Here is a 20764-nt window from a genome sequence, read left to right on the forward strand (position 1 = left end):
CAAAAGGACAGCTTTTATATGATCTAAAAACTTGTAGTATTTAGCTCAATATCTCACATGGTGCAAAACAATACACCCAAGGACATCTTTTTGTTCCTGGAGGAGGACAACATGCTTCAGAGCACGTCACGGCACCACCATTAATATTCTTCAGGTGATCTCTTGAAATTTTCTTAAAATTTTTCATAATAAAGTAATTTGGTTGAACTTAAGAATTACGGTTGATTTCCGCCACCACATCCGTCATATGGCATACACTGCCATTTTCCGTTGATCAAACACAGTTGTCCACCCATGCAGTTAATGCCGCCCTGGATGGTTTTCATTTCTTGTCTGTTGATTTTTTTTAAATTTTTCATAAGAATTTAATTTTATAATTTGCTATTCTGCTTTAGTTTTGCAGATTACGTTTAGTTCATTCTAAATTAATCAATTTTGGTTAATTGAAGTGAAATTATTATTAAAATATTAATATTCAATTAGTTTACTTATGGAATGTAGGTTTTGAAGTATTATTTTATCTGTAATTTGATTAATCATTGTTAAGTTCTAAGTATTTATATTCTTGATTTTCATTTATTTTTTGATTTTAAATTAAACTTCGATAATTTTTGAAAATTCTGTCTTTGACTATTTTTCTATAAATATTTCCTTAATATTGAAATGAAATTACCTGATGTTAACTTAAAGACTGATTTAAGACCTTTCTTAAAAATGGTGTCTTGTGATGAATGATTATGATTTTCTTATTTTTTAAAACTAAAATAATGCAGTACCTACAAAAGATATTTCTTAGTTTCATTTTATTTTCTTCAATAGCATTTTCCCAAACCTATACAATTACTTCTACAGCCTTGCCTGGAAAAGCATTTCCTAAAATAGATGCAGAGAGGAAAGCGAAATTTCGTGTTTATTTTCCAGATGCAAAATCGGTGACCTTAGATGGTGGTGATGGAATGAAAAGTATAAAATCCCTTGTTTCAAAAGATAAAGATGGCTTTTGGAATATCTCAACAACACCGTTGGAAATAGGGTTTCATTATTACTGGTTGAATGTGGATGGCAAACGGGTAAATGATCCAAATACACAGCTGTATTTTGGCTATGGCCAACCTACCAGTGGTATTGAAGTTCCCTCAGGAGAAGATTTTTTTATGGAGAAAAATGTAAAACACGGGGAAATAGTTGATGACAGCTTAAATTCGAATATAACACAGGGTAAAAGAAATTTTAAAGTATATCTTCCCCCGAATTACGGATCGGAGAAGCTACCTGTTCTGTACTTATATCATGGTACAGGAGAAGATATTACAGGATGGGAAAAACAAGGTTTTATCCGCCAAATTCTTGATAACCTTTTTGCAGAGAAAAAAGCTAAGGAAATGATCGTGGTTATGGATTATGGAGTTGCATTAAATCCAGAAGAAGAAAAGATGGCAGATGATTATCCAAGAACTGTTCTTTCTTCCAAAAACCTTAACAAAAACCTTACTCAGGAACTGATTCCCTATATTGAAAAGAAATATAAAACGACTGATAAAAAAGCTATTGCCGGACTTTCTCGCGGAAGTTATCAGGCCATGCTTATCGGAGCTAGTCATCCTGAGATGTTTTCAGCAATTGGGGTATTTAGCCCAGTGATTTATGAAGGTACCGAATCCGACCCTTTTAAAGAACTTCCAATCGGAAACTTATTAAAATCAAAGAAAAAGCCTTACTTTTTTATTGGAATCGGGGAAAAAGAAGAGGCAAGGTTTTTTGAATTTAATAAAACATTGAATGATTTTTTTAGCCAAAATAAGTATTCTTACACTTTATACAGTTCTGCAGGCACTTATCATGAATGGCTTACCTGGAGAAGATCTCTATATCAGTTTGCTCAGAAGATTTTCAAATAAAATCCCCGGCCAGAACCAGGGATAAACCATAACTAAGAATGCAGGCCAAGATACTTTAAATAAGAATCGAGGAGTGGTTTGTCGAACACAGGTTCTTTAATATCAGAATCTTTGAGGAACTCCTGTACATTTGAACAGTCCCAAATGTAAGTATGCTGATAAAGTTCCACCGTAGACAAACCTTCGTGCATATTATCTTTAAACAAACTTGTCAATGGATATAATCTGTTTTTGCTGTCATTCTCCCAATGTTTTCGCCATTCTTTATAGGGAAGGGGGCTAAGCTGGTAGGGGTAATTTTTTTTAAGCAGGTCAAAGAAACCTTCCAAGGTCAGATTGGTCTCCGGGTTGGCAATCAGATTGAATTTCTTTCCGATGGCATTTTTATTTTTTGTAATATGAGCCATTGATTTAGTCATATAGTCAACTGTTATCAAACCTTCTCTTAACTCTGTTAATGCAGGATAAGACTTAAATTCAATACAGTTTTTCACCAGACCCGACCACCACTGATAGGGCGCACTTGCTCCGGATTCACTATGGCACATTGCATATCCCAGACGATAAGTAATTAATGGGAGACCTTCTTTTGCAGCCAGATCGGCTATGGCTTCCATTACGTACTTACTTCTGACATAGCCGATATCTTTACTTACTGATACAATGTTTTGTTCAATATCATCAGATTCCAGCATTACTTTTTTTCCGGTAAACACATGTCCCCAACTGTAAACAGAAATAGTAGATAACAAAGCAAGGCATTTTGTTCTTTGAGCTCCTGCAAGTCTTATAATTTCTCTGAGCCCATCAACATTGGGAGCTTTCATATAAGAATAAGGCTCAATAAAGTTTACGGAACTACCGGAATGATAAATCAGATCAATAGTTGTTGCCAGCATATTAAATATTTCCTCTGATAATCCGAGCGAAGGTGCTGCCAGATCACCTAAAACAGGGATAATTCTTGATCGCTGTTCATGGTTTTGAGGGACATGAAATTGAATAAAACACTTTTCTATTTTTTCCATTGCATGAAATTCATCCTGGGCTCTTACCAGACAATAAATATCTGCGGTAGTTGTATCTAAAAGTTCCTGTAAAAGATGAATTCCTACAAATCCTGTGGCACCGGTCAATAATATTGCTGATGGATCTTCAATTTTTTTTGGATCAAAATTATCCTCAAAATAGGTTCCGGAATTCAGATAGACATCTTGCTGTAATTCAACATAAGGCTCCACATCTTCGAGAGGAATTGCCTCCCTTGCTTCCTTAGCACGGGCTATCAGTACATTGGCGAGATTTCGTAAGACAGGATATTGATAAATATCGCGTAGGTATACTTTTACATTTAATTTTTCCTGTAATGCAACAGCTACAATAGCTACTAAAAGAGAATTTCCGCCAATATCAAAGAACTGATCTGTCATATTAATGATGGGAAGTTCTAGTTCTGATGACCAAATATCTGCGATAATTCTTTCGGTCTCATTTGTTGGTGGTTCGTGGGAGATAAGTTCCTTAGCTTCCTTATCAGCTAAGCTCTGTAAAAGATCAGTATTTGTTTTTCCATTGGCCGTTAATGGTATTTTATCAATAGCAATAATCTGTGCGGGAATCATATACCCTGGCAATTCCTCTTTGAGCTGATTTCTGATCAGTGCAATGTTTTTTTCCACATTAGGTTTTAAAACAATAAAAGCAGTTAGGTATTTGTTATCTCCTGAAGTGTTTTTTGTGATTACTATTGCTTCCTGTATTCCCTCCAACCGGTCAAAGGTGCGTTCTATTTCTCCTAATTCAACACGGAATCCTCTAATTTTCACCTGATTATCAATTCTTCCAAGAAATTGAATATCTCCCTCTGAAGTCCATCTGGCAAGATCTCCTGTACGATACAGTTTTTCAGTTTCCATAAAAGGATTAACAATGAACTTTGAAGAGGTGAGTTCTTCATTATTAAGATATCCTTTAGCTAATAAAATTCCACTAATATACAGTTCTCCAGTTGCACCTATCGGCAATAGTTCCATTTGGTTTCCCAGAATATAAGCTTTAGCATTGGCTATTGGTTTACCAATTGAAGAAACATATTCTCCATTAATATCTTTTACCTTTTTAAAAGTAGCATAAACTGTACATTCTGTAGGTCCGTAATAATCAACAAGCTCATAGCTTAATCCGTTGGTAAGTACCGGTTTAAGTTTTTCACCTCCTGTGAAAAGATATTGCAGTGCAAGGTCACCGTAATTTTTAGTCTGTGCTACAACTGCCGGAGCTAAAACAGTAGGTACGAAACCGTGAGTAATTCTGTTCTTGTGATAAAAGTTAACCAATGCTGAAGCGGCAGTCCTTTCTTCACTATCTGTTATAAAAAGAGTTGCACCCGCAGTAAGGGCTGACCAGGTTTCCCATACTGATATATCAAATGCTAATCCTGCAACCAGAGTTAGATGAGAAGTATGATCTACATTAAAATGACTGTTATGCCAGGATACTAAATGCTGGATGCTTTCATGAGTAATCATTACTCCTTTAGGATTTCCTGTTGAGCCAGAGGTATAAATTGTATAAGCAAGGGCATTGTAATGGGGGATAACCTCCGGTTGTTGAACGGATAAATTTGTGAGATCTTCTTTTTGATCGAGATAAAAAATCTGGCAGATTTTACTTCCTGCAAATGATTGGCTGAGGGTATGATTGGTAATAATGATTTCTGCTTTAGTATCATTAAGAATATATTCTACACGTTTTACAGGATACGCCGGATCTATAGGTACATAAGCTGCACCTGTTTTTAAAACTCCGAGAATGGCAATGATCCATTCCAGTGAGCGGTCGAGCCAGACGGGAACAAACATACCTTCTGTTACTCCTTTTGCGATCAGGATATTGGCAAGCTGATTGCTTTTCTGATCCAGCTCGCGGTAGGTTATTTGTTGATTCTGATAGATGGCTGCTGTATGATCTGCATGAAGACTGACTTGTTTTTGGAAAAGAGAAACCAAAGTTTGTTCTTTCTGGAAGCTCCAACTGGTGTCATTAAACTCATTTAGAAGTTTATATCTGTCTTCCGGAGATAGGGAAACTGAGGTTAAATTTTTTTGTGTTTCTGATGTTGAATTGATGTTTGACATATTAGTTTTTTTGATTTGGTTAAAAGTTTAATATTGTTTTTTTTATTTGTTAAAATTCATGAAGTGTCTGATGATAATTTATTCATAATGCAATATGTTTAGTAATGGAATAATAAATTTAAAATAATAAATTGAATAGAGTATGTTCTAAATGTTAAATTTTCACATCAGAGAGAATTAAATATTCATTGCAAAGCTGCTTTTGTAATGAAAGAAGAAGTAATACCTTCCTGTATTGATCTCCTGTATGTTTTGATTAGTAGGTATTGAAACAGTTTTGGAGTCAATAATAGAGACAAAGGAAATTTGTATTTTTAACTCATATTTAAAGCACGCAGAAATTGTAAAAAGAAATGGAATCAGTCACGAAAATTAAAATCTATCATTTAACCGGATCAATTTATCGTCTTTATTTTTCATTACATAAATTTGTAAAAAAACTTATGACAAATTGATTACTATAAGTTTTTGGTTTAATGAATTCCTACCACGGAAGACTGTTGTTTACTCCCGAAAAATTGCTGGGTCCTGTAAAGCTTCCTGTTGGGATATCTTCTGCCAATGCCACTCTTATTGGTTCAACCGATCCTTCTTCCACTGTATCTGTTCCCTGAAAATTATTGAGTGCCGTAGCGGTAAAACCAGGACTTACAAGATGGACTTTGATGTTGGTGTTTTCCAATTCTATGGCTAGAGAAAGAAAAATCCCATTGAGTGCTGTTTTAGAAGCTCCATAAACCGCATCAAATGCCGAACGGTAAGGGTTTTCCGGATTTGAATTCAATACGAGAGATCCCAATGCACTGGAAACCGTCACAATACGCGCAGCAGGTGCATTTTGTAATAAAGGCAAAAAGGCTTGCGTGATTTCTAAAGTACCGAATACATTTGTCTTCCAAACGGTTTCTATTTCGTTGATAGGTACAATGCTTGCCCGTTGTGCTCCCAATACTTCTTCCATTGTACGTCCGGAATGGCCAGCATGTGAGATGGCTGCGTTATTCACTAACAATGTAAGGTACCCAAATTCATTTTCTATTATTTTTACTGCCGCATTGATGGAATTGGAATCAGTGATATCTAATTGAATAGCTTTTGCTTGACCGCCAATCTCTGCGACAGCTGTCATGCCCTTTTGAAGATTACGGGAACCTACATAAACTGCGTATCCATTATTGGTGAGGGCCTTAGCAATTTGAAAACCTATCCCAGTATTCGCACCTGAAACCAATGCTACTTTTTGTTCATTTGTCTGCATAATTTTAAATGATTTAAATTAATACAGCAAATTTGGATATTAAAATAGCAGGATTTGTAGTTAAATCGAGACTGTTTGAAGCCATATTGAGGATAGACTTTCTATAGTCATCTTTTTTTGTCGAGAGGCAAGAATTATAGTTTCAGTATTTCGAAATTTTATTTTAATATTAATGAACTTTAATGATTACCTTGAAAGAGAGGCACTGATGCTTACTATTTTAAAAATTTATCATGATGAAATGCCTGGTTTTAGATGGGCTGGATTAAAGAGATTGTTAATTGCCTCGGCATAGGTAGGATGGGCGAACATGGTATCGCGTAATTGGTCATAAGTCAACCCGCCCAACATAGCGATCTGCAATATAGACATGAACTCACCACCTCCCGCACATAGTGCTGCAACTCCCAAAATCTTCTTAGTATTATGGTCCACAATCGCCTTTACGAAACCTATTGTTTCGTCAGTTTCTACAGCCCTTGCTATAGAGGATGCATCCATTTTAGCTACAGAAAAATTCAGATTTCTTTCACGGGCTTCTTTTTCCGTGATCCCAATTCTTCCAAGCTCAGGATCAATAAAAACACAGTAGGGAATCAATCGATCGCGAATAGTAGAAGTTTTTTTGCCAAATAAATGGTCGGCCACAACAAGATAGTCATGATATGACACGTGAGTAAATGCAGGTCCACCCTTTACATCTCCAAGAGCATAGATGCCCGCTTCCGTTGTTTCCAGATAATCGTTAACAGGAATAAATCCCCTTCCGTCAATTGGAATATTTGATTTTGATAGATTGAGTGTTTCAGTATTGGGTACTCTACCGGTAGCGACTAAAACGTGGGTGCCTGATATTGTAAAAGGTTTCTCTCCTGATGACAGTTCTATTTGAATGGATTCATCTGCATTTGAGGATACACTATTAACCACTGCATCCGTGATAATTTTTACCCCTTCTGCTGTAAGAATCTGTGTGATCATAGATCCAACATCATCATCTTCTTTAGGTAATAATTTGGCTGACTGCTCTATAATCGTGACCTGACTGCCCAATCGACTGAAAATCTGTGAAAATTCAAGCGCAACATAACCACCTCCAATAATAAGTAACTTTTTGGGCAGGTGTTCAAGGGTTAAAAGAGTCTTTGATGTAAGGTAATTTACGCCTGTTAATCCCTTTATTTCAGGAATCCGGTCTCTTGTTCCCGTATTAATAAATATCAACGATGCTGTAATAAAAATATCACTTGAATCTGCAAATTCTACTCGTATCTGTTTATGTCCTGAAAAGCTACCTTTTCCATGAAAAAAATTAATATTGGGATCTTCAAAAAGTGATTTTTCCAAACCTTCCCGGGAATGAGTTACAACCTTGTTCTTCTGCTGATTAATTAGTTGAAAATCGGGTGCATTATTATTTAATGTAATGCCATATTTTGTGGCATTTTGGGACTGAAAGATGACTTTGGCTGATCCTACTAATGTCTTGGTGGGTGTACATCCGTAGTTCACACATGTCCCACCAACAAAATCTGACTCGACAAGTGCAATACGCTTACCTTCTTTAGATAACCTTTTTGCAAGTGGAGTTCCTGCCTGTCCTGAACCAATAATAATTACGTCAAATTTTTCCATAATGATTTTGTTTGATTAAATACAGTTTATGGCTTTATTGCTAGACTAAAAATAATGAAATAAATGGTATATAAAATTAAAATTCAGAGTTTTTGTTTTATAAAAACGCTCGAAATAAATTAATAGGGAGTATTTTAAATTAGCTTTTTAACATTTTAAAAAAAATGAAACATAGCAGTTCTTTGGCCTTACTCCTCCGTCAAAATGTTTGAATACTTACCTATGTTTTGTGAATTTTTAAAAACAAAGTGGCTGCCCTTTAAGACAGCCACTTGTTAAACCTTGTAAAATGAGGGATTTCTACATGTTTGAGTTTCCATTGTGTTATTAGAATCTATAAACGATGAATAGCATATCTATGAATGATTCTCCTAGTATGATATATTATTAATTAGCGATTTTATAACCATATAAAGAGCTTACAACCACTTGGTAGACATTACCACTTGTTACTGCAGCTGCTGCTGCCATGCTTACTGTTTCACCTGCATTTAAATAGGCAATACAAGAGACATTTTTACCTATTAATGTGCCTGGATTAGGATGATAAGACTGAACTAATATGTTATTGGGATTTGTACTGTAATTCTTTATAAGATATAAAACCACCTAGGCAAAATTGGGAGCACCTGGAACAGAGCCATTATCGAACTGTGTAGATCCGTAGAACATATAATATCCATTGGTAGGTGCTGTGAATTTTCCATTTACAGTGTTAAGAACATTTCCCGTATTTATTACCGTTCCTTCAGGATAATGTATTTCAGATGTAATATAAGGGCCTGTGCTTGCTGTAAGGTTTTGCCTGGTTGCAGTACTTACCGTTGAAAAGGGATAGGTAGAAGCTGCTACCGGTAAATTATCAGAACTCGACAGTAAAATAAGTTCCCATGTTGTTCCTGTGATCGTTCCTTTGCTAATAAAAAATGCATAGTAACCAGGAGGTACATTTACTGTTGTTATACCAGTTCCACTTTGATTGTCAATTAATTCAGTTCCATTGGCGGTGATGGAAAGTTGGGCAGTTCCTGTATTTTTAAAATGGTAGGTCCTACCCATAAAATTTCCGGATCCATTTATGGCTGCGGGCAGAGTTAAAGTTCCATTACTGTTACCATTATAAGCTATATAGTAATCTTTGGGATCTACAGTTCCACTTGTCGTAACCGATCTATACGTGGCTGCAAATGATCCGCTCACCGTTAAAGTACTACCGGGAGTAGTGGTATTAATGCCTACATTTCCAGCTTGTGAGTAGATTAGAATACTATTTAAAATTAGTAATAAGGTAAGGAAAATTGAATTTCTTCTCATATAAAATTGTTGTTTTTAAATGGTATTTAGATCATTAGTATCTAAATAATTTCTGTTGTTCATTTTTATGAACTGAAAGTTTATATTATATTAATTTTGGAACTTTACAAAATCTAAGTAAAAAGAAGGGTTTCCACCATTAAATCCCGTCGGAACTACTAAATTCGTTTTGTGAGCAACTATAGGATAAATTCCGGGAGCTGCAAAGTATAATACTCTGGTCTGATCTCTTGGTACAAAATTAATAGGATCAGGGCTGCCGGTTCCACAATATGCTTTCCATACTTCTCCTATACCACCTATGTAAAACCAGTAATCATTACAAGTAGATGTGATTGTAATTCCAGAACGGAAAAAATACCATCCTTTGGCAGGAATGTTTACGGATATTCCTGTGGCTAGATTATCTCCACCTGCATTTCCGGTGAAAGGATTGATCAATGTTCCTGTATAAGATGTCCAGTTATTGGCAAAAGCGGTGGTAACTGTAGATGACCACGTCGCTAATCCATTGGAATCACTGGTTAATACATATCCTAATTGTTGTGTACCATCTTTAATTTGTAATGCTCCGTTTGTTGTTCCATTATCAATAACTATTTTCGCATTGGCAGCTCCTGCCGGAACTGTATTTGTACCTAATAAAACTTTACCTGTACCGGTTACACTTAAATTGTTTCCTGTGGTAGCAATATCTGTAGCCTGGGAAAGAGCGCCTCCTAATTTTACATCATTACCCGAAAGCGTAAGTCCATTACTGGCAGTAGTTGCACTACTATTGGCTGTTGTAGCCTCCCATGTGCTCGTTGCTCCCGTTAGTCCTGTATTGATCAACTGTACGCTTTGATTGGCAGGTACTGAAACGTTTGTATTTCCGTTAATTGTTTCTGGAGCTGCAGAGTTTACTGTTATTGTGAAATTGGTATTATTCTTAATCGTATAGATACGTCCTTTGAAGTTTCCAACTCCATTAATTGCCGGGGGAAGACTGAATACCGCATTAGCAGTGCCATTATATGAAACATGGAAATCGGTTGCGGTCAAATTGTAAGATGTTGCACTAACTGCCCTGTAACTGGCAGCTACAGATCCATTGATATCTATTGTCGATCCTGGGGTTACCGTATTTATTCCAACATTTCCTGTTTGTGCAAAAGTGACTGTTGAAATGAATAATCCTATTGTTTTCAATAGTGGTGTAAAATTTCTACGCATTTATTAAATATTTTAATGGTTATGATGCTTTTAAAAGTCCTTCATTACTAGAAAATAAGCAGGTACATTTATATTTCATTTGTTGGTGTAAAATTATAGGAAATACTGCTACAAGGGATCTTATAGTATGTAGAATGAAGTAAAGAATGATGTAGAAAATTTTCTACATCATTCTTTTTAAGTTGATAATTTTAAATAGTGTATTTTATAACTGCAAAAGAAGAGTTATTTAATGAATAGCAAAAAAAGAATACCATTATGGAAAAGCTTTATTCTAGGATATATAGGTTTGGTAAAGCTTAATCAGGTCAGCAAGGTGGTTGGTTTTTAGCTTGTTATGGATTCTTTTTTTGTAAGTACTGATTGTACTCATCTGAATATTCAGTTCATTTGAGATTTCTAAATTCCCATATCCCTTTACCATGAGAATAAAAATTTCATATTCCCTTTCTGAGAGATTTTTTATAGAATCTAAAGGGGAAAACTTTAATAGTTGGTGGACAATACTGGATGGATAATAGTAGCCTTCTGAAAATATTCTATTCACTGCTTCTGAAATCTCATCAACTTTACTCAGCTTACTAAGATATCCATTGGCTCCTTCTTTTATATATTGTACCGCTATTTCTTCCTCATAGGCTGAGAATATAAGAATTTTTATATCGGGATCAAGCTCTTTAATTTCAGGGATCATTTTTTTATTTTTAGTCTCTGGCATATTGATATCCAAAATAATAAGATCGTATTTTTGTTTTGAGATCTTATCTAAAGCTTCCGGATAGTCTTCGGCCTGATCAATTGCTATATTGGGTATCCTTGATTCCAGTATCAGGCTTGTTCCTGTTAGTACGACATGGTGATCATCAGCTATAAGAATGTTTCTAATCATCTTTTTTATTTTTTAAAATCAATTGGCAGGAGGTTCCACCGGAGTCATTTTTTTTGAAGATAATTTTACTTTCTATCATTTGTAATAATTGCAGTACCAGATGCAGGCCCATGCCATATTTTTGAAGTAACAATTTTTCACTTTCAATATTATTCTGTAGCCTTGTATAGTATTTTATTTTTTGCTCGTCCATTCCGATGCCAGTGTCACTTATACGTAAAATAATATTCCTATCATCCATATGGCTATCTATTGTTATCTCACCATTTTTTGTGTATTTCACCGCATTATCTAAAAGATTGTGAACAATGGCAGCAAGTATATTTTTACTGATCTGTGTCATTATATTCTCTTCAACAAGATTGCTAATAGATGTGTTATTATTTTCGGCTATGGCATGGAAAAGCACTTTTTTTTCTTCAATTAGCTTATATAAAGAATAGACCTCTGTTTTATCTGATCGGTAATGACTGTATATATCTGCATATTCTTTTAATGTGACTGTAAAATTGTACAGTTGATCTGATGACTTGTAAATGGAATCAAGTATTTTTTCAGTCCTCTGTTGATCGAATTCTTTTTGACTCAGTATTTCCTTTGCTGTTAGGGCAATGAATTTTACCGGAGTTGTTATGTCATGGGTAATTGTACCGATGAGTTTTTTTTGTTGTTCAATTTCCTTATGAAGCTGTGTTTTTGTTATTTCTAATTTTTCTACAGTCGTAGAAAGGCTTTTAGTACGGATATTAATAATTTCTTCCAGATCATGATTTTTCTTTTGTAGAAAATTGATTCTCCATTTTACCAAAAGGAATAATAGGAGTAAGAACATTGAAAAAGTAAGAATCTTAAACCATAGCGTCTGGTAAAAATAAGGCTGGATAATTATATTAATTTTTTTATAAATGTATTTTCCATCATCAGAAACAAGCATTTTTGCAATCAGTGAATATTTTCCGTATCCAAGATTGGAAATAGAAAATTTTCTGTCTTTTCCGATAGATTCCCATTTTGCATTTTGTATGCCCATTATTTTTGCTTCTATAACAATATTGTCAGGATTAGCATAATAGGGGACATCGATAAATAGATCGATCCTGTTAGATTTTTGCTCCAGATGCAGATCATTTTTAAAGCATTGCTCCTTATTATCAATCAGAGCTCTTTCGATGTATATATTCTTCGGATAATAACTTCGGATCTTTAATGGATTAAAAAAAACAAGACCATTCAAAGAAGGAATGACAAAATCACCATTGTCTAATTGATTACCACATACATTACTGCCGCCATTAAATTCATTGGTATTGAAACCTGAATCTTTTGAAAATCTATAATAATTTACTTTAGAGCTTTTATTTTGAGCATATTGCAATAGCTGACTTTCTAAAACCCTGTATAATCCATTATTGGTAGGAATCCAAAAAAAACCTTTCATATCTTCCAAAATAGTATGAGAAGAAGAAATGTTATTATTAAGATCATAAGGCATTTTAATTAGCCGGTTATTTCTTAATAAATAAAACCCCTTTCCTAAAGTAGTGACCCAGAAATTACCGTCTTTTGATTTTATAATACTACGGATTGATAATTCCTTATCTCCGGTAATGTTGTATATTCTGTTTGTTTCTGTCTGTATCCTGTATAATCCTTTTATAGTACCGACTAAGATATTGTTCTGATCAAGTGGTATTAATTTTGTCGGTTCATTATCAAATAAAAATCTCTTTTTTAAAGATCTGAATGACCGATCTCTGTATATTTCAAATACGCCGCTAAAGTCGGGAGTGCCATTTTTTTTTGGTTTTGAACGTAATACATAATATTTTTCCCCGTCAAAGAAAAAGTCCTTTAAAGAAAAATCTTTTACAGTAGTGTAATCGGTATAGGATGTTGTTTCTGTATATATGTTTAAATCGTCATCCTTTCTTACTATAATATTTCCAGATGGATCATACGCCATAAAAAAAGGAACCGTGTTTCTGAAATTTTTGTTTTTTACAATGCCATTTCGATTATAGATCTCTCCATATGTATTCATGACCGAAGAGCTGTCATAAGGTAAAGTAGCATAAAAAACCGACTCTGGTTTTAATGGTGGTCTTTTTATGGTAACGAAATCTGAAAAATTTATAATTTGTAAACCTTCCGTACTTCCTCCAAGATAAAGCCTTTTGTAAAATTGGTCATAGTAAACACTAATAAAACTGTCACCTTTTACTTTATCTATCTGAATGATCTTAGATATTTTTAGCTGCTCATTTTCATAAGTGCAGCTATAGAAAATATTTTTGTTTTGAATCAGAACCTGGTTATTTATTCTGCTCCAGAAAACTTTACTATGAATATCAGTTAATAGTGGCGCATCATATGAATCTATAATCTTTCCTTTTTTTATTTTAAGTACCTTTTTTGAACTGAAGTCTATATAAAATAAGTCTTCATCTATAGTGAAAATTCTAGGTATATTTTTGTAGATAGATCTGATCTTTAGATTTTCTTCATTTTTTGAGTGGAAGTCAATAAATGTTAAATTATTTTCCTTTATGTAGTATCTCCCATCTTTAAAATTCATATAAAAATATACACCTGGAGATTTTGAGTAACTATAATTAGAACCATACAAAAAGTAATTGATATTATCTTTAAGTATCAAATTAGGAAACCGTTTTGATGGAGCAGTGACTTTTGGAAATTTTTTGTGTATAAGTATAACTCTTCCATAATCTCCGGCAGTAAAAATACTGTCTTTATCCGTGTTTCCAGAGAAAAAGGTAAAACGCTGACTGTTTAATGGGAAGTTTTTATAGACCAGGAATTTAGCACCATCATATCTTACAATTCCGTTTTCGGTGGTCAACCATATAAATCCATACTTATCTTTTATAATATCCTTAACGCTGTTTTGTGGAAGCCCATTATCAGTATTATATAACTGAATGTTATATTTCTGACTGCTGACTTTGAAAAAGATGAATAAGAGGATTAAAAGTATATTTTTAGGCAAATCTCATTGTTTTAAGAATGAGACAAAGATATAACGGAATAAATAATAATAAAATAATGATAATTAAATTTACATTACTTTTTATTTGTCATGAAATATAAATTTTGCATTTATTTCACGTAGTATATTTGCTGAATGTTTAAAGATTAAAGTAGTGGAATAGGGCTAAATAATGATTTGTTCTGCCGTCCGCAAATGGGATTCAGGAAACAAGTTTCTCAAATGCACTGACAAATCTTTCCAGATCAGTTTTAGTTAGGCTATCGGTTATATCTCCCTGTTCATTTATTTTTCCTTTTATACCCTGAATTAAAAGTGTCGTATCAGTAGTGAATTTTGCCATTAAAGTATTCATTATCAGCTGTAATTCTTCATGTCCTTTTTCACCACTTGCAGAAGCTGTAATAAGTCCTGTGGGTTTTTCAGATAATATTGTTGTCACTACACACCATTCAATAGCATTTTTAAGTCCGCTTGGAATGCTGAAAACATATTCAGGCGTACAGATTAAAATTCCATCTGCGGTTTCAATTTCTTGTCTGAAATCTAAGATTGCCTTTGGTGTCTTATCTATGGAAAGTTCAGGGTCAAAATGCGGAAGTGCCTTAAGTGCATTAAAAACTTTTAGATTAAAAAAATCTTTTGTCAGAATCGCGAAATTATCTATAAGCCTCTGATTTGCTGAGGTATTGCTTGCACTACCGTTTATTACAAAAATTCTTTTCATGAGTTTTATTAATGAAATAATTTTAAATCAGTTATAAATGACTTTGAAAAACCCGCTTGATATTTATTTGAATAGATCTTACTTTAATATCAAAACTGGCTGGTTGACATTTTGATAAATTCCCTCAGAAATACTCCTGTTTGCCAGATAATACAGGAAACTATGTCTTCCCGGTAAAGCAATGATCAGATCCGTTTCATTAGATGCTGCGAAAGTCAGGATTCCGTTGATGATATTTTCATCATTATAATAATGAATACTGCTAGGGATTTTAGTAAGATATTGACGGATATATTCTTCGAGCTCTTTCTTTTTATCATCATCACCATCAGCTCCTTCTTTTGTAATATTTAAAAACATCAGCCGAACATCCTGTTTTTCAATAACGGATTTGTGATGAAATAACCGGTCTAATTTTGTTATACCATTTACATCGCATGGAATCAGGATGTTTTTTATTGTACTGTATATATAGCCATTAGGAACTATTAAGGCCTTGACAGGACTTGTTCTGGCAATGCTAATAATATTCTCTGAAACAAAACTGTCACTGGAAGAGGCCTTATCATCACTTCCCAAAATAAGAAGTTCTATAGAAGGCTGATTCTTTACAAGATCATGGATACTTCTGGTCAGTGTCCATTCACTTACGGCTTTTAAAACTTTTAAATCAGGTGCTTTTTCAACTATGATATCCACTAAGTTATTAAGGAGTTGTTCTGTACTTTCGATCAGGCTATTTACATTTTCCTCATTAACTAATACATGTCCTTCTGAGATATGCAGGTAGTCGAATTCAGATTCCTGTGAGGTTTTTAAAAGAATAATATGGGTGTATTGATATTGTTTTGCCCATTCTGCAGCAAGCTTTACTGCATTTTCGGTAGTTGATGTAAAGTCAACCGGTACAAGTATGGTTCTCATATTGATTAATTTAAGCTTAGTTATTCGAGATTCGCTGTCATTTTTTTTACTAGGAAAAGTGCATTTTTTATAGCATCTTTACTAATATCATCAGCCGCTTTTTTATAAAGTTCCAATGCCCAGGGATAAACGATTTCTACAATTTCCTTTCCTTTTACAGTAAGGAAGATCTGTTTGTTTCTTCGGTCATTTGTATATTCCACTCTTTCAACTAACTCCCTTTTTACAAGATTGTTAATCAGGTAGGTTACGCTTGATTTATCCTTGCTTATTTTATTACTTATTTCCTGTTGGTTTATTCCGTCATTACGGGAAAGTAGGCCAAGTATTTCAATAAGTTCAAAAGAAAGATCAGGGTCATATTCATTAACTTTCGTTTGGATCTTTTGCCGTAGACGATTTTTCATTTCACCCATTGCCAGACCTAGTTCTAAAGCTAATTCGGATATGTTATTTTGTTTTTCAGACATATGTAATGATTAACTAATTGTAGGTGAGGATAGATCATGAAGTTTATTTAAAATCTTTAAGTCATCACTTGTATAACAAATATAGTAAAAATTAGTTTGAATTAAAACTAATTTGTCATAAAAAGATATCCTCTTTAAAGGAAATTTTATTTTAATTTTTAATAATTCTTTAATACAGCAATTTTAGATGATAAAAACCGTTTAAAATTAATATTTTTACACCAAAACGTACAACAGTTGATCAGGCATGTAAACATACTTAGATCATTTTCAGGTTCGTTTTGCAAAATGATTAGAACATATATTTAATAATGAAAAATTTTAAAATTGCGGTTATATTTGGATTATTCTTACTTTTTGGCTTTACTAATGCCCAGAAGATAGGGGTTATAGACACCAGAGCAATATTGGATAAAATGCCTCAATATAAAGAAGCTGAAGCGAGACTTAACGCACAGATAGATACCTGGAAGTCTGAACTTCTGGCTATACAGACGGAATATGCAAAGAAGAAATCAGCTTTGGATAACGAAAGAGTATTATTAGTAGGAGATCAGCTAAAGCAGAGAGAAAAAGAAGTAGCTGATTTGGATAAAAATATTAAAACCACTACCAGCTTAAGATTCGGAAATAATGGTGAAGTCAGTCAACTGAAAAAAAACCTGGCTGTACCTTTTGAGGAGCAGATACACAATGCTGTTATGACAGTTTCTGAAAAAAACGGATTGGGAACCATTATCGATAAAAAAGACAGTAATGTCCTTTACCATGAGAAGAAATTCGATTATACAGAAAAAGTATTGGATATTCTCTTAAATAGAACACCTGAACCTGAAAAAAAGGATAGCCCGACTAAAAAAAGTAAAAGATAATTCCATCTAATCTTATTTGAACTATTAAAAGGGATAATGAAAGAGCCAAAAGTATTTTAGCTGACCTTTTTTTATAAGTAATTGAATCATTTCCTTTAAAAAAATAAAGCCTTGATCAATGATGATCGAGGCTTTAAGTTTATATATGCAATTCAAGTTTATTTTCCAACAACAGATTTTATAGGCTCCCCAACGGAATGATTAGCCTTAAAAGTAAATCCAAGTAAACTGGCAATGGTTTGAGCAATCTGATCCTGATAGATCTGTGAAGTATTTTTCATTTCTCCCGATGGGGGAGTATCAGGTCCTAGTGCAATCAACCATGTTTCGTTAGAATGCTCTGATGATGATCCATGACTTGTCCACTGACTTTCTAAACCTCTTCCATGGTCGGGACAAATAATAAAAGTGGTATTGTCTTTATAAAAAGGATCCGCCTGCATTGCCGCCCAGAGATTTCCAATCATAGCATCCAGATAATGTGCGGAATCCAAATAGTAATCATATTGTCCAGCATGGCCAAGATCGTCAGGATCAGCGAAATCAATATAAACCATTTTAGGATGATTGGCGGCAATATATGTTTTAGCAATAGCATAAGTACCCACGTCCCAACGTACAGATCTGCCAAAATAATTAGGAAGGTAATTTTGTATTTCATTAGCCAGTTTCTGGGCTTCAGTTAGGTTTTTACCTTCTGCATTTTCAAACGGATTGATTACAGGCATATGATTCCGATCACGGTTTACAATTTTTGATACAGCATCCCAGCCAGCAATTATAACTACCTTACCCTGATAGTCTTTCTGTTTATTTATAAACTCCAGTACATTTTCGTTCGGGTTATTTGGATATGAATTAGAATTTATCTTTTCATCATAAAAACCGGTTACTGTTTCACTTCTTCCGGGGTAAGAGAACCAGTATTTATTTTTTACATTCACCGGGCTGCTTAGGTTCCTGTTGCCATATAATTGTCCTTTTTTTGAAATTACATTCCAGAAGAAAGGCATTAATTTTTTTCTACGTTCATCTTCTGTTTCAGCCCAGAATTTTTTATACACCTCAGTAGAATCCTGCTGACGGAATTTTTTATTTTGTAAAAGAGAAGAATCAGCTCCTTTAAAGATTTCCTGCCAGCGGTAACCATCAATAGAAATCAATACGATATTCTTGGTTTTTGTATTTTGCGCACCGGCCAATTGTGCAAACAGCATGAATATCAGGAAAAATTTAGTTTTCATAGAACAAAGACAAATTTATTGGTTAACAAAACTAAACTTTGTTTAAAAATAAATCAACAAACTCTTATTAACTCTTTGTTAATCTTAGAGTAGTGATGTTTTTGTATTACAGAAAATTAAGAGAAAATAATTTCTATAATTAATAAATATTCATTAATTTTACGCCTTGAAATTTTAGAACATTTGAAAAATGCGCATAAAAGACACTGATAAAAGGGAACTGATTCAGACAGAAGCAATTAAGATGATCATAAAAGATGGATTGGAAGGATTCAGTATGAACAAGCTGGCTAAAGCCTGCAAAATTTCTGTTGCAACTCCCTACATCTATTACAAAGACAGGGACGATTTAATTTTAACGATTGCGAAAGAAGTAGGGCAAAAAATGTCTGATGCCATTCTTAAAGATTTTGATCCGGACGCACATTTTGAAGAAGGGTTGAGAGTCCAATGGAAAAACCGATATAGTTATATAACAACAAATCAGGATAAACATCTGTTCTTTGAACAATTGAGAAATTCAAGTTATCAGGAAGAATTTCTTCATCATTTTTTACGCGGATTTAAGGAAATTCTAGGAAGGTTTTTAGAAAATGCTGTTAAGAGAGGTGAATTAGACCAGATGCCTTTTGAAGTGTACTGGTCGGTTGCTTTTTCGCCTATGTACTCTTTAGCACGTTTTCATAACGAAGGAAAAAGCCTTGGTGGAAAAGTGTTTAAAATGACTGATGAGATTTTATGGCAAACATTTGATCTGGTAGTCAAGGCGCTTAAGAAGACCTAATTAGAAATTTCAGTCACATTTTATTTACAACAGAAACTGATTAAAACAACTTGAATGGTCAGTTTAAATTAAAAAATAACGGCGATAACCGCTGTAAATTAATTTTAAAATTATGGAAAAACAACAACCTTTGCCCTTTACGGGCTATCAAAAGTTTGTCATATTTATTTTAGCTATTACGCAGTTTACGGTAATATTAGATTTTATGGTGATGTCTCCGCTTGGCGACATGCTGATGAAATCACTTAGTCTTAAACCGTCGGCTTTTGGTTTTGCGGTTTCAGCTTATGCTTTCAGCGCAGGTATCTCAGGTTTGCTAACTGCGGGCTTTGCCGATAGGTTTGACCGGAAGAAGCTTTTACTTTTCTTTTACATCGGATTTATAGCTGGAACCATCTTTTGTGGAATGGCACAATCTTATCCGGTATTAGTTGCTGCCAGAATCATTACCGGTCTTTTTGGTGGAGTAATAGGTTCTATTTCTATGGCCATTATTACCGATTTATTCGCCCTTCAGCAGAGGGGTAGAGTGATGGGATTTATTCAGATGGGATTTGGTGGCAGCCAGGTTTTGGGTGTACCTATTGGTCTTTATTTAGCTAATCAGTGGGGTTGGGAGGCTCCTTTCTGGATGGTAGCAGCTTTGAGTATCATTATTGCTGTTTTAATTTTTATGAAACTGCAGCCTGTAGTAAAACATCTTTCTGTACAAAGGGATAAATCTGCCTTCCAGCATTTATGGCATACCATTGCAAAAGGCAATTACCGGGTAGGTTTTACAGCAACAGCTTTACTTTCCATTGGTGGTTTTATGATGATGCCTTTTGGAAGTGCCTTTGCGATCAATAATCTGGGGCTTACAAACGAGCAACTTCCTATGTTATTTATGGTGTCCGGGGTAAGCTCACTCGTGATCATGCCATTAATAGGAAAATTAAGTGATAAGATCGATAAGTTTAAAATATTTGCCGTTGCCTCTTTGTGGATGGTGGTCATGTGTGTGCTGTATACCAATTTATCTATAACACCGCTATGGTTGGTTATGATATTCAATATCCTGATGATGATCGGAATTATGAGTAGGATGATTCCTTCTTCAGCTCTGACAAGTGCCATACCGGATTTACAGGATAGGGGAGCTTTTATGAGTATCAACTCTTCATTACAACAAATTGCAGGTGGAGTTGCAGCAGCTGTTGCTGGTGTCATTGTTACCCAAAAAAGCAAAGGAGCACCTCTAGAACATTATGATATAGTTGGTTATGTGATTGTTGTCATCTCTTTTATCAGTATATTTTTAATGTGGCGGGTTAGCAATTTAGCTAAAAAAAAGGCAGCTGCTGACATGACTTCCGTTGAAGAGCCTGTTGTCCCTTTAGCAGAGTAAATA

Annotated in this window: 18 protein-coding genes; 4 read left to right on the forward strand and 14 right to left on the reverse strand. The window is 34.3% G+C overall.

What is annotated here, in order from left to right; translation table 11 throughout:
- Positions 1-40: 40 nt before the first annotated feature.
- Both NG806_RS03030 and NG806_RS03035 read right to left on the reverse strand, forming a co-directional pair.
- Positions 41-187, reverse strand: a complete 147-nt coding sequence (locus NG806_RS03030) for a bacteriocin-like protein (RefSeq protein WP_261511915.1) — start codon at positions 185-187, stop codon at positions 41-43.
- A gap of 28 nt (positions 188-215) precedes the next feature.
- Entirely contained in the window at positions 216-359 is a 144-nt protein-coding gene (locus NG806_RS03035) for a bacteriocin-like protein (protein WP_261511917.1), read from the reverse strand.
- Between the two features lie 408 nt (positions 360-767).
- On the opposite strand from NG806_RS03035, the gene NG806_RS03040 reads away from it, so the two are divergent.
- Positions 768-1898: an alpha/beta hydrolase-fold protein gene (locus NG806_RS03040; RefSeq protein ID WP_261511920.1), complete on the forward strand. Its 1131-nt coding sequence runs from the start codon at positions 768-770 to the stop codon at positions 1896-1898.
- A gap of 32 nt (positions 1899-1930) precedes the next feature.
- On the opposite strand, the gene NG806_RS03045 is transcribed toward NG806_RS03040, so the two are convergent.
- The 11 genes from NG806_RS03045 to NG806_RS03095 all read right to left on the reverse strand — a co-directional run bounded on the left by NG806_RS03045 (position 1931) and on the right by NG806_RS03095 (position 16474).
- Entirely contained in the window at positions 1931-5035 is a 3105-nt protein-coding gene (locus NG806_RS03045) for a non-ribosomal peptide synthetase family protein (RefSeq protein ID WP_261511921.1), read from the reverse strand.
- Positions 5036-5519: 484 nt separating this feature from the next.
- On the reverse strand, positions 5520-6293 hold the full coding sequence (locus tag NG806_RS03050; protein WP_261511923.1) for an SDR family NAD(P)-dependent oxidoreductase: 774 nt from the start codon (positions 6291-6293) through the stop codon (positions 5520-5522).
- 231 nt (positions 6294-6524) lie between these two features.
- Positions 6525-7928: a mercuric reductase gene (locus tag NG806_RS03055; RefSeq protein WP_261511925.1), complete on the reverse strand. Its 1404-nt coding sequence runs from the start codon at positions 7926-7928 to the stop codon at positions 6525-6527.
- A gap of 387 nt (positions 7929-8315) precedes the next feature.
- The gene (locus tag NG806_RS03060) at positions 8316-8537 is read right to left on the reverse strand and encodes a hypothetical protein (RefSeq protein ID WP_261511927.1); all 222 of its coding nucleotides are present in this window, start codon (positions 8535-8537) and stop codon (positions 8316-8318) included.
- Positions 8538-9242, reverse strand: a complete 705-nt coding sequence (locus tag NG806_RS03065) for a hypothetical protein (RefSeq protein ID WP_261511928.1) — start codon at positions 9240-9242, stop codon at positions 8538-8540.
- 90 nt (positions 9243-9332) lie between these two features.
- Complete coding sequence (locus NG806_RS03070; RefSeq protein ID WP_261511930.1) at positions 9333-10457, reverse strand: hypothetical protein; 1125 nt, start codon at positions 10455-10457, stop codon at positions 9333-9335.
- Positions 10458-10731: 274 nt separating this feature from the next.
- Positions 10732-11346, reverse strand: coding sequence for a response regulator transcription factor (locus tag NG806_RS03075; protein ID WP_214825795.1), 615 nt, complete (start codon positions 11344-11346; stop codon positions 10732-10734).
- The gene (locus NG806_RS03080) at positions 11339-14353 is read right to left on the reverse strand and encodes a sensor histidine kinase (RefSeq protein WP_261511932.1); all 3015 of its coding nucleotides are present in this window, start codon (positions 14351-14353) and stop codon (positions 11339-11341) included. The genes NG806_RS03075 and NG806_RS03080 overlap by 8 nt, the downstream gene beginning before the upstream one ends.
- Positions 14354-14555: 202 nt before the next feature.
- Positions 14556-15080, reverse strand: a complete 525-nt coding sequence (locus NG806_RS03085) for an NADPH-dependent FMN reductase (protein ID WP_261511933.1) — start codon at positions 15078-15080, stop codon at positions 14556-14558.
- A gap of 78 nt (positions 15081-15158) precedes the next feature.
- Positions 15159-16004 carry a universal stress protein gene (locus NG806_RS03090; RefSeq protein ID WP_261511934.1) on the reverse strand — a complete coding sequence of 282 codons (846 nt, stop codon included), beginning with the start codon at positions 16002-16004 and terminating at the stop codon, positions 15159-15161.
- Positions 16005-16024: 20 nt separating this feature from the next.
- Positions 16025-16474, reverse strand: coding sequence for a MarR family winged helix-turn-helix transcriptional regulator (locus NG806_RS03095; protein WP_214825789.1), 450 nt, complete (start codon positions 16472-16474; stop codon positions 16025-16027).
- A 311-nt stretch (positions 16475-16785) separates the two neighbouring features.
- Here NG806_RS03095 and NG806_RS03100 point away from each other — a divergent pair, with 311 nt between their 5' ends.
- A complete protein-coding gene (locus NG806_RS03100; RefSeq protein ID WP_261511936.1) occupies positions 16786-17346 on the forward strand; it encodes an OmpH family outer membrane protein in 561 nt (186 codons plus the stop codon).
- Between the two features lie 158 nt (positions 17347-17504).
- On the opposite strand, the gene NG806_RS03105 is transcribed toward NG806_RS03100, so the two are convergent.
- A complete protein-coding gene (locus NG806_RS03105; RefSeq protein WP_261511937.1) occupies positions 17505-18590 on the reverse strand; it encodes a sulfatase-like hydrolase/transferase in 1086 nt (361 codons plus the stop codon).
- A 190-nt stretch (positions 18591-18780) separates the two neighbouring features.
- Between NG806_RS03105 and NG806_RS03110 the strand changes: the two genes are divergently transcribed.
- Positions 18781-19374 (forward strand): TetR/AcrR family transcriptional regulator, encoded by a 594-nt coding sequence (locus NG806_RS03110; protein WP_214825786.1) that lies wholly within the window; start codon positions 18781-18783, stop codon positions 19372-19374.
- 112 nt (positions 19375-19486) lie between these two features.
- Complete coding sequence (locus NG806_RS03115) at positions 19487-20761, forward strand: MFS transporter (RefSeq protein ID WP_214825784.1); 1275 nt, start codon at positions 19487-19489, stop codon at positions 20759-20761.
- The last annotated feature ends 3 nt before the right edge of the window (positions 20762-20764 follow it).

The organism is Chryseobacterium paludis (assembly GCF_025403485.1).
GTDB classification, from domain to species: Bacteria; Bacteroidota; Bacteroidia; order Flavobacteriales; family Weeksellaceae; genus Chryseobacterium; species Chryseobacterium paludis.

Bases quoted from the DNA above. Each gene is read 5' to 3' on its own strand.
- NG806_RS03085 (WP_261511933.1), bottom strand. From the start codon at position 15,080: ATGAAAAGAATTTTTGTAATAAACGGTAGTGCAAGCAATACCTCAGCA.
- NG806_RS03110 (WP_214825786.1), top strand. From the start codon at position 18,781: ATGCGCATAAAAGACACTGATAAAAGGGAACTGATTCAGACAGAAGCA.
- NG806_RS03070 (WP_261511930.1), bottom strand. From the start codon at position 10,457: ATGCGTAGAAATTTTACACCACTATTGAAAACAATAGGATTATTCATT.
- NG806_RS03045 (WP_261511921.1), bottom strand. From the start codon at position 5,035: ATGTCAAACATCAATTCAACATCAGAAACACAAAAAAATTTAACCTCA.
- NG806_RS03115 (WP_214825784.1), top strand. From the start codon at position 19,487: ATGGAAAAACAACAACCTTTGCCCTTTACGGGCTATCAAAAGTTTGTC.
- NG806_RS03035 (WP_261511917.1), bottom strand. From the start codon at position 359: ATGAAAAATTTAAAAAAAATCAACAGACAAGAAATGAAAACCATCCAG.
- NG806_RS03040 (WP_261511920.1), top strand. From the start codon at position 768: ATGCAGTACCTACAAAAGATATTTCTTAGTTTCATTTTATTTTCTTCA.
- NG806_RS03065 (WP_261511928.1), bottom strand. From the start codon at position 9,242: ATGAGAAGAAATTCAATTTTCCTTACCTTATTACTAATTTTAAATAGT.
- NG806_RS03050 (WP_261511923.1), bottom strand. From the start codon at position 6,293: ATGCAGACAAATGAACAAAAAGTAGCATTGGTTTCAGGTGCGAATACT.
- NG806_RS03055 (WP_261511925.1), bottom strand. From the start codon at position 7,928: ATGGAAAAATTTGACGTAATTATTATTGGTTCAGGACAGGCAGGAACT.
- NG806_RS03095 (WP_214825789.1), bottom strand. From the start codon at position 16,474: ATGTCTGAAAAACAAAATAACATATCCGAATTAGCTTTAGAACTAGGT.
- NG806_RS03075 (WP_214825795.1), bottom strand. From the start codon at position 11,346: ATGATTAGAAACATTCTTATAGCTGATGATCACCATGTCGTACTAACA.
- NG806_RS03090 (WP_261511934.1), bottom strand. From the start codon at position 16,004: ATGAGAACCATACTTGTACCGGTTGACTTTACATCAACTACCGAAAAT.
- NG806_RS03100 (WP_261511936.1), top strand. From the start codon at position 16,786: ATGAAAAATTTTAAAATTGCGGTTATATTTGGATTATTCTTACTTTTT.
- NG806_RS03030 (WP_261511915.1), bottom strand. From the start codon at position 187: ATGAAAAATTTTAAGAAAATTTCAAGAGATCACCTGAAGAATATTAAT.
- NG806_RS03105 (WP_261511937.1), bottom strand. From the start codon at position 18,590: ATGAAAACTAAATTTTTCCTGATATTCATGCTGTTTGCACAATTGGCC.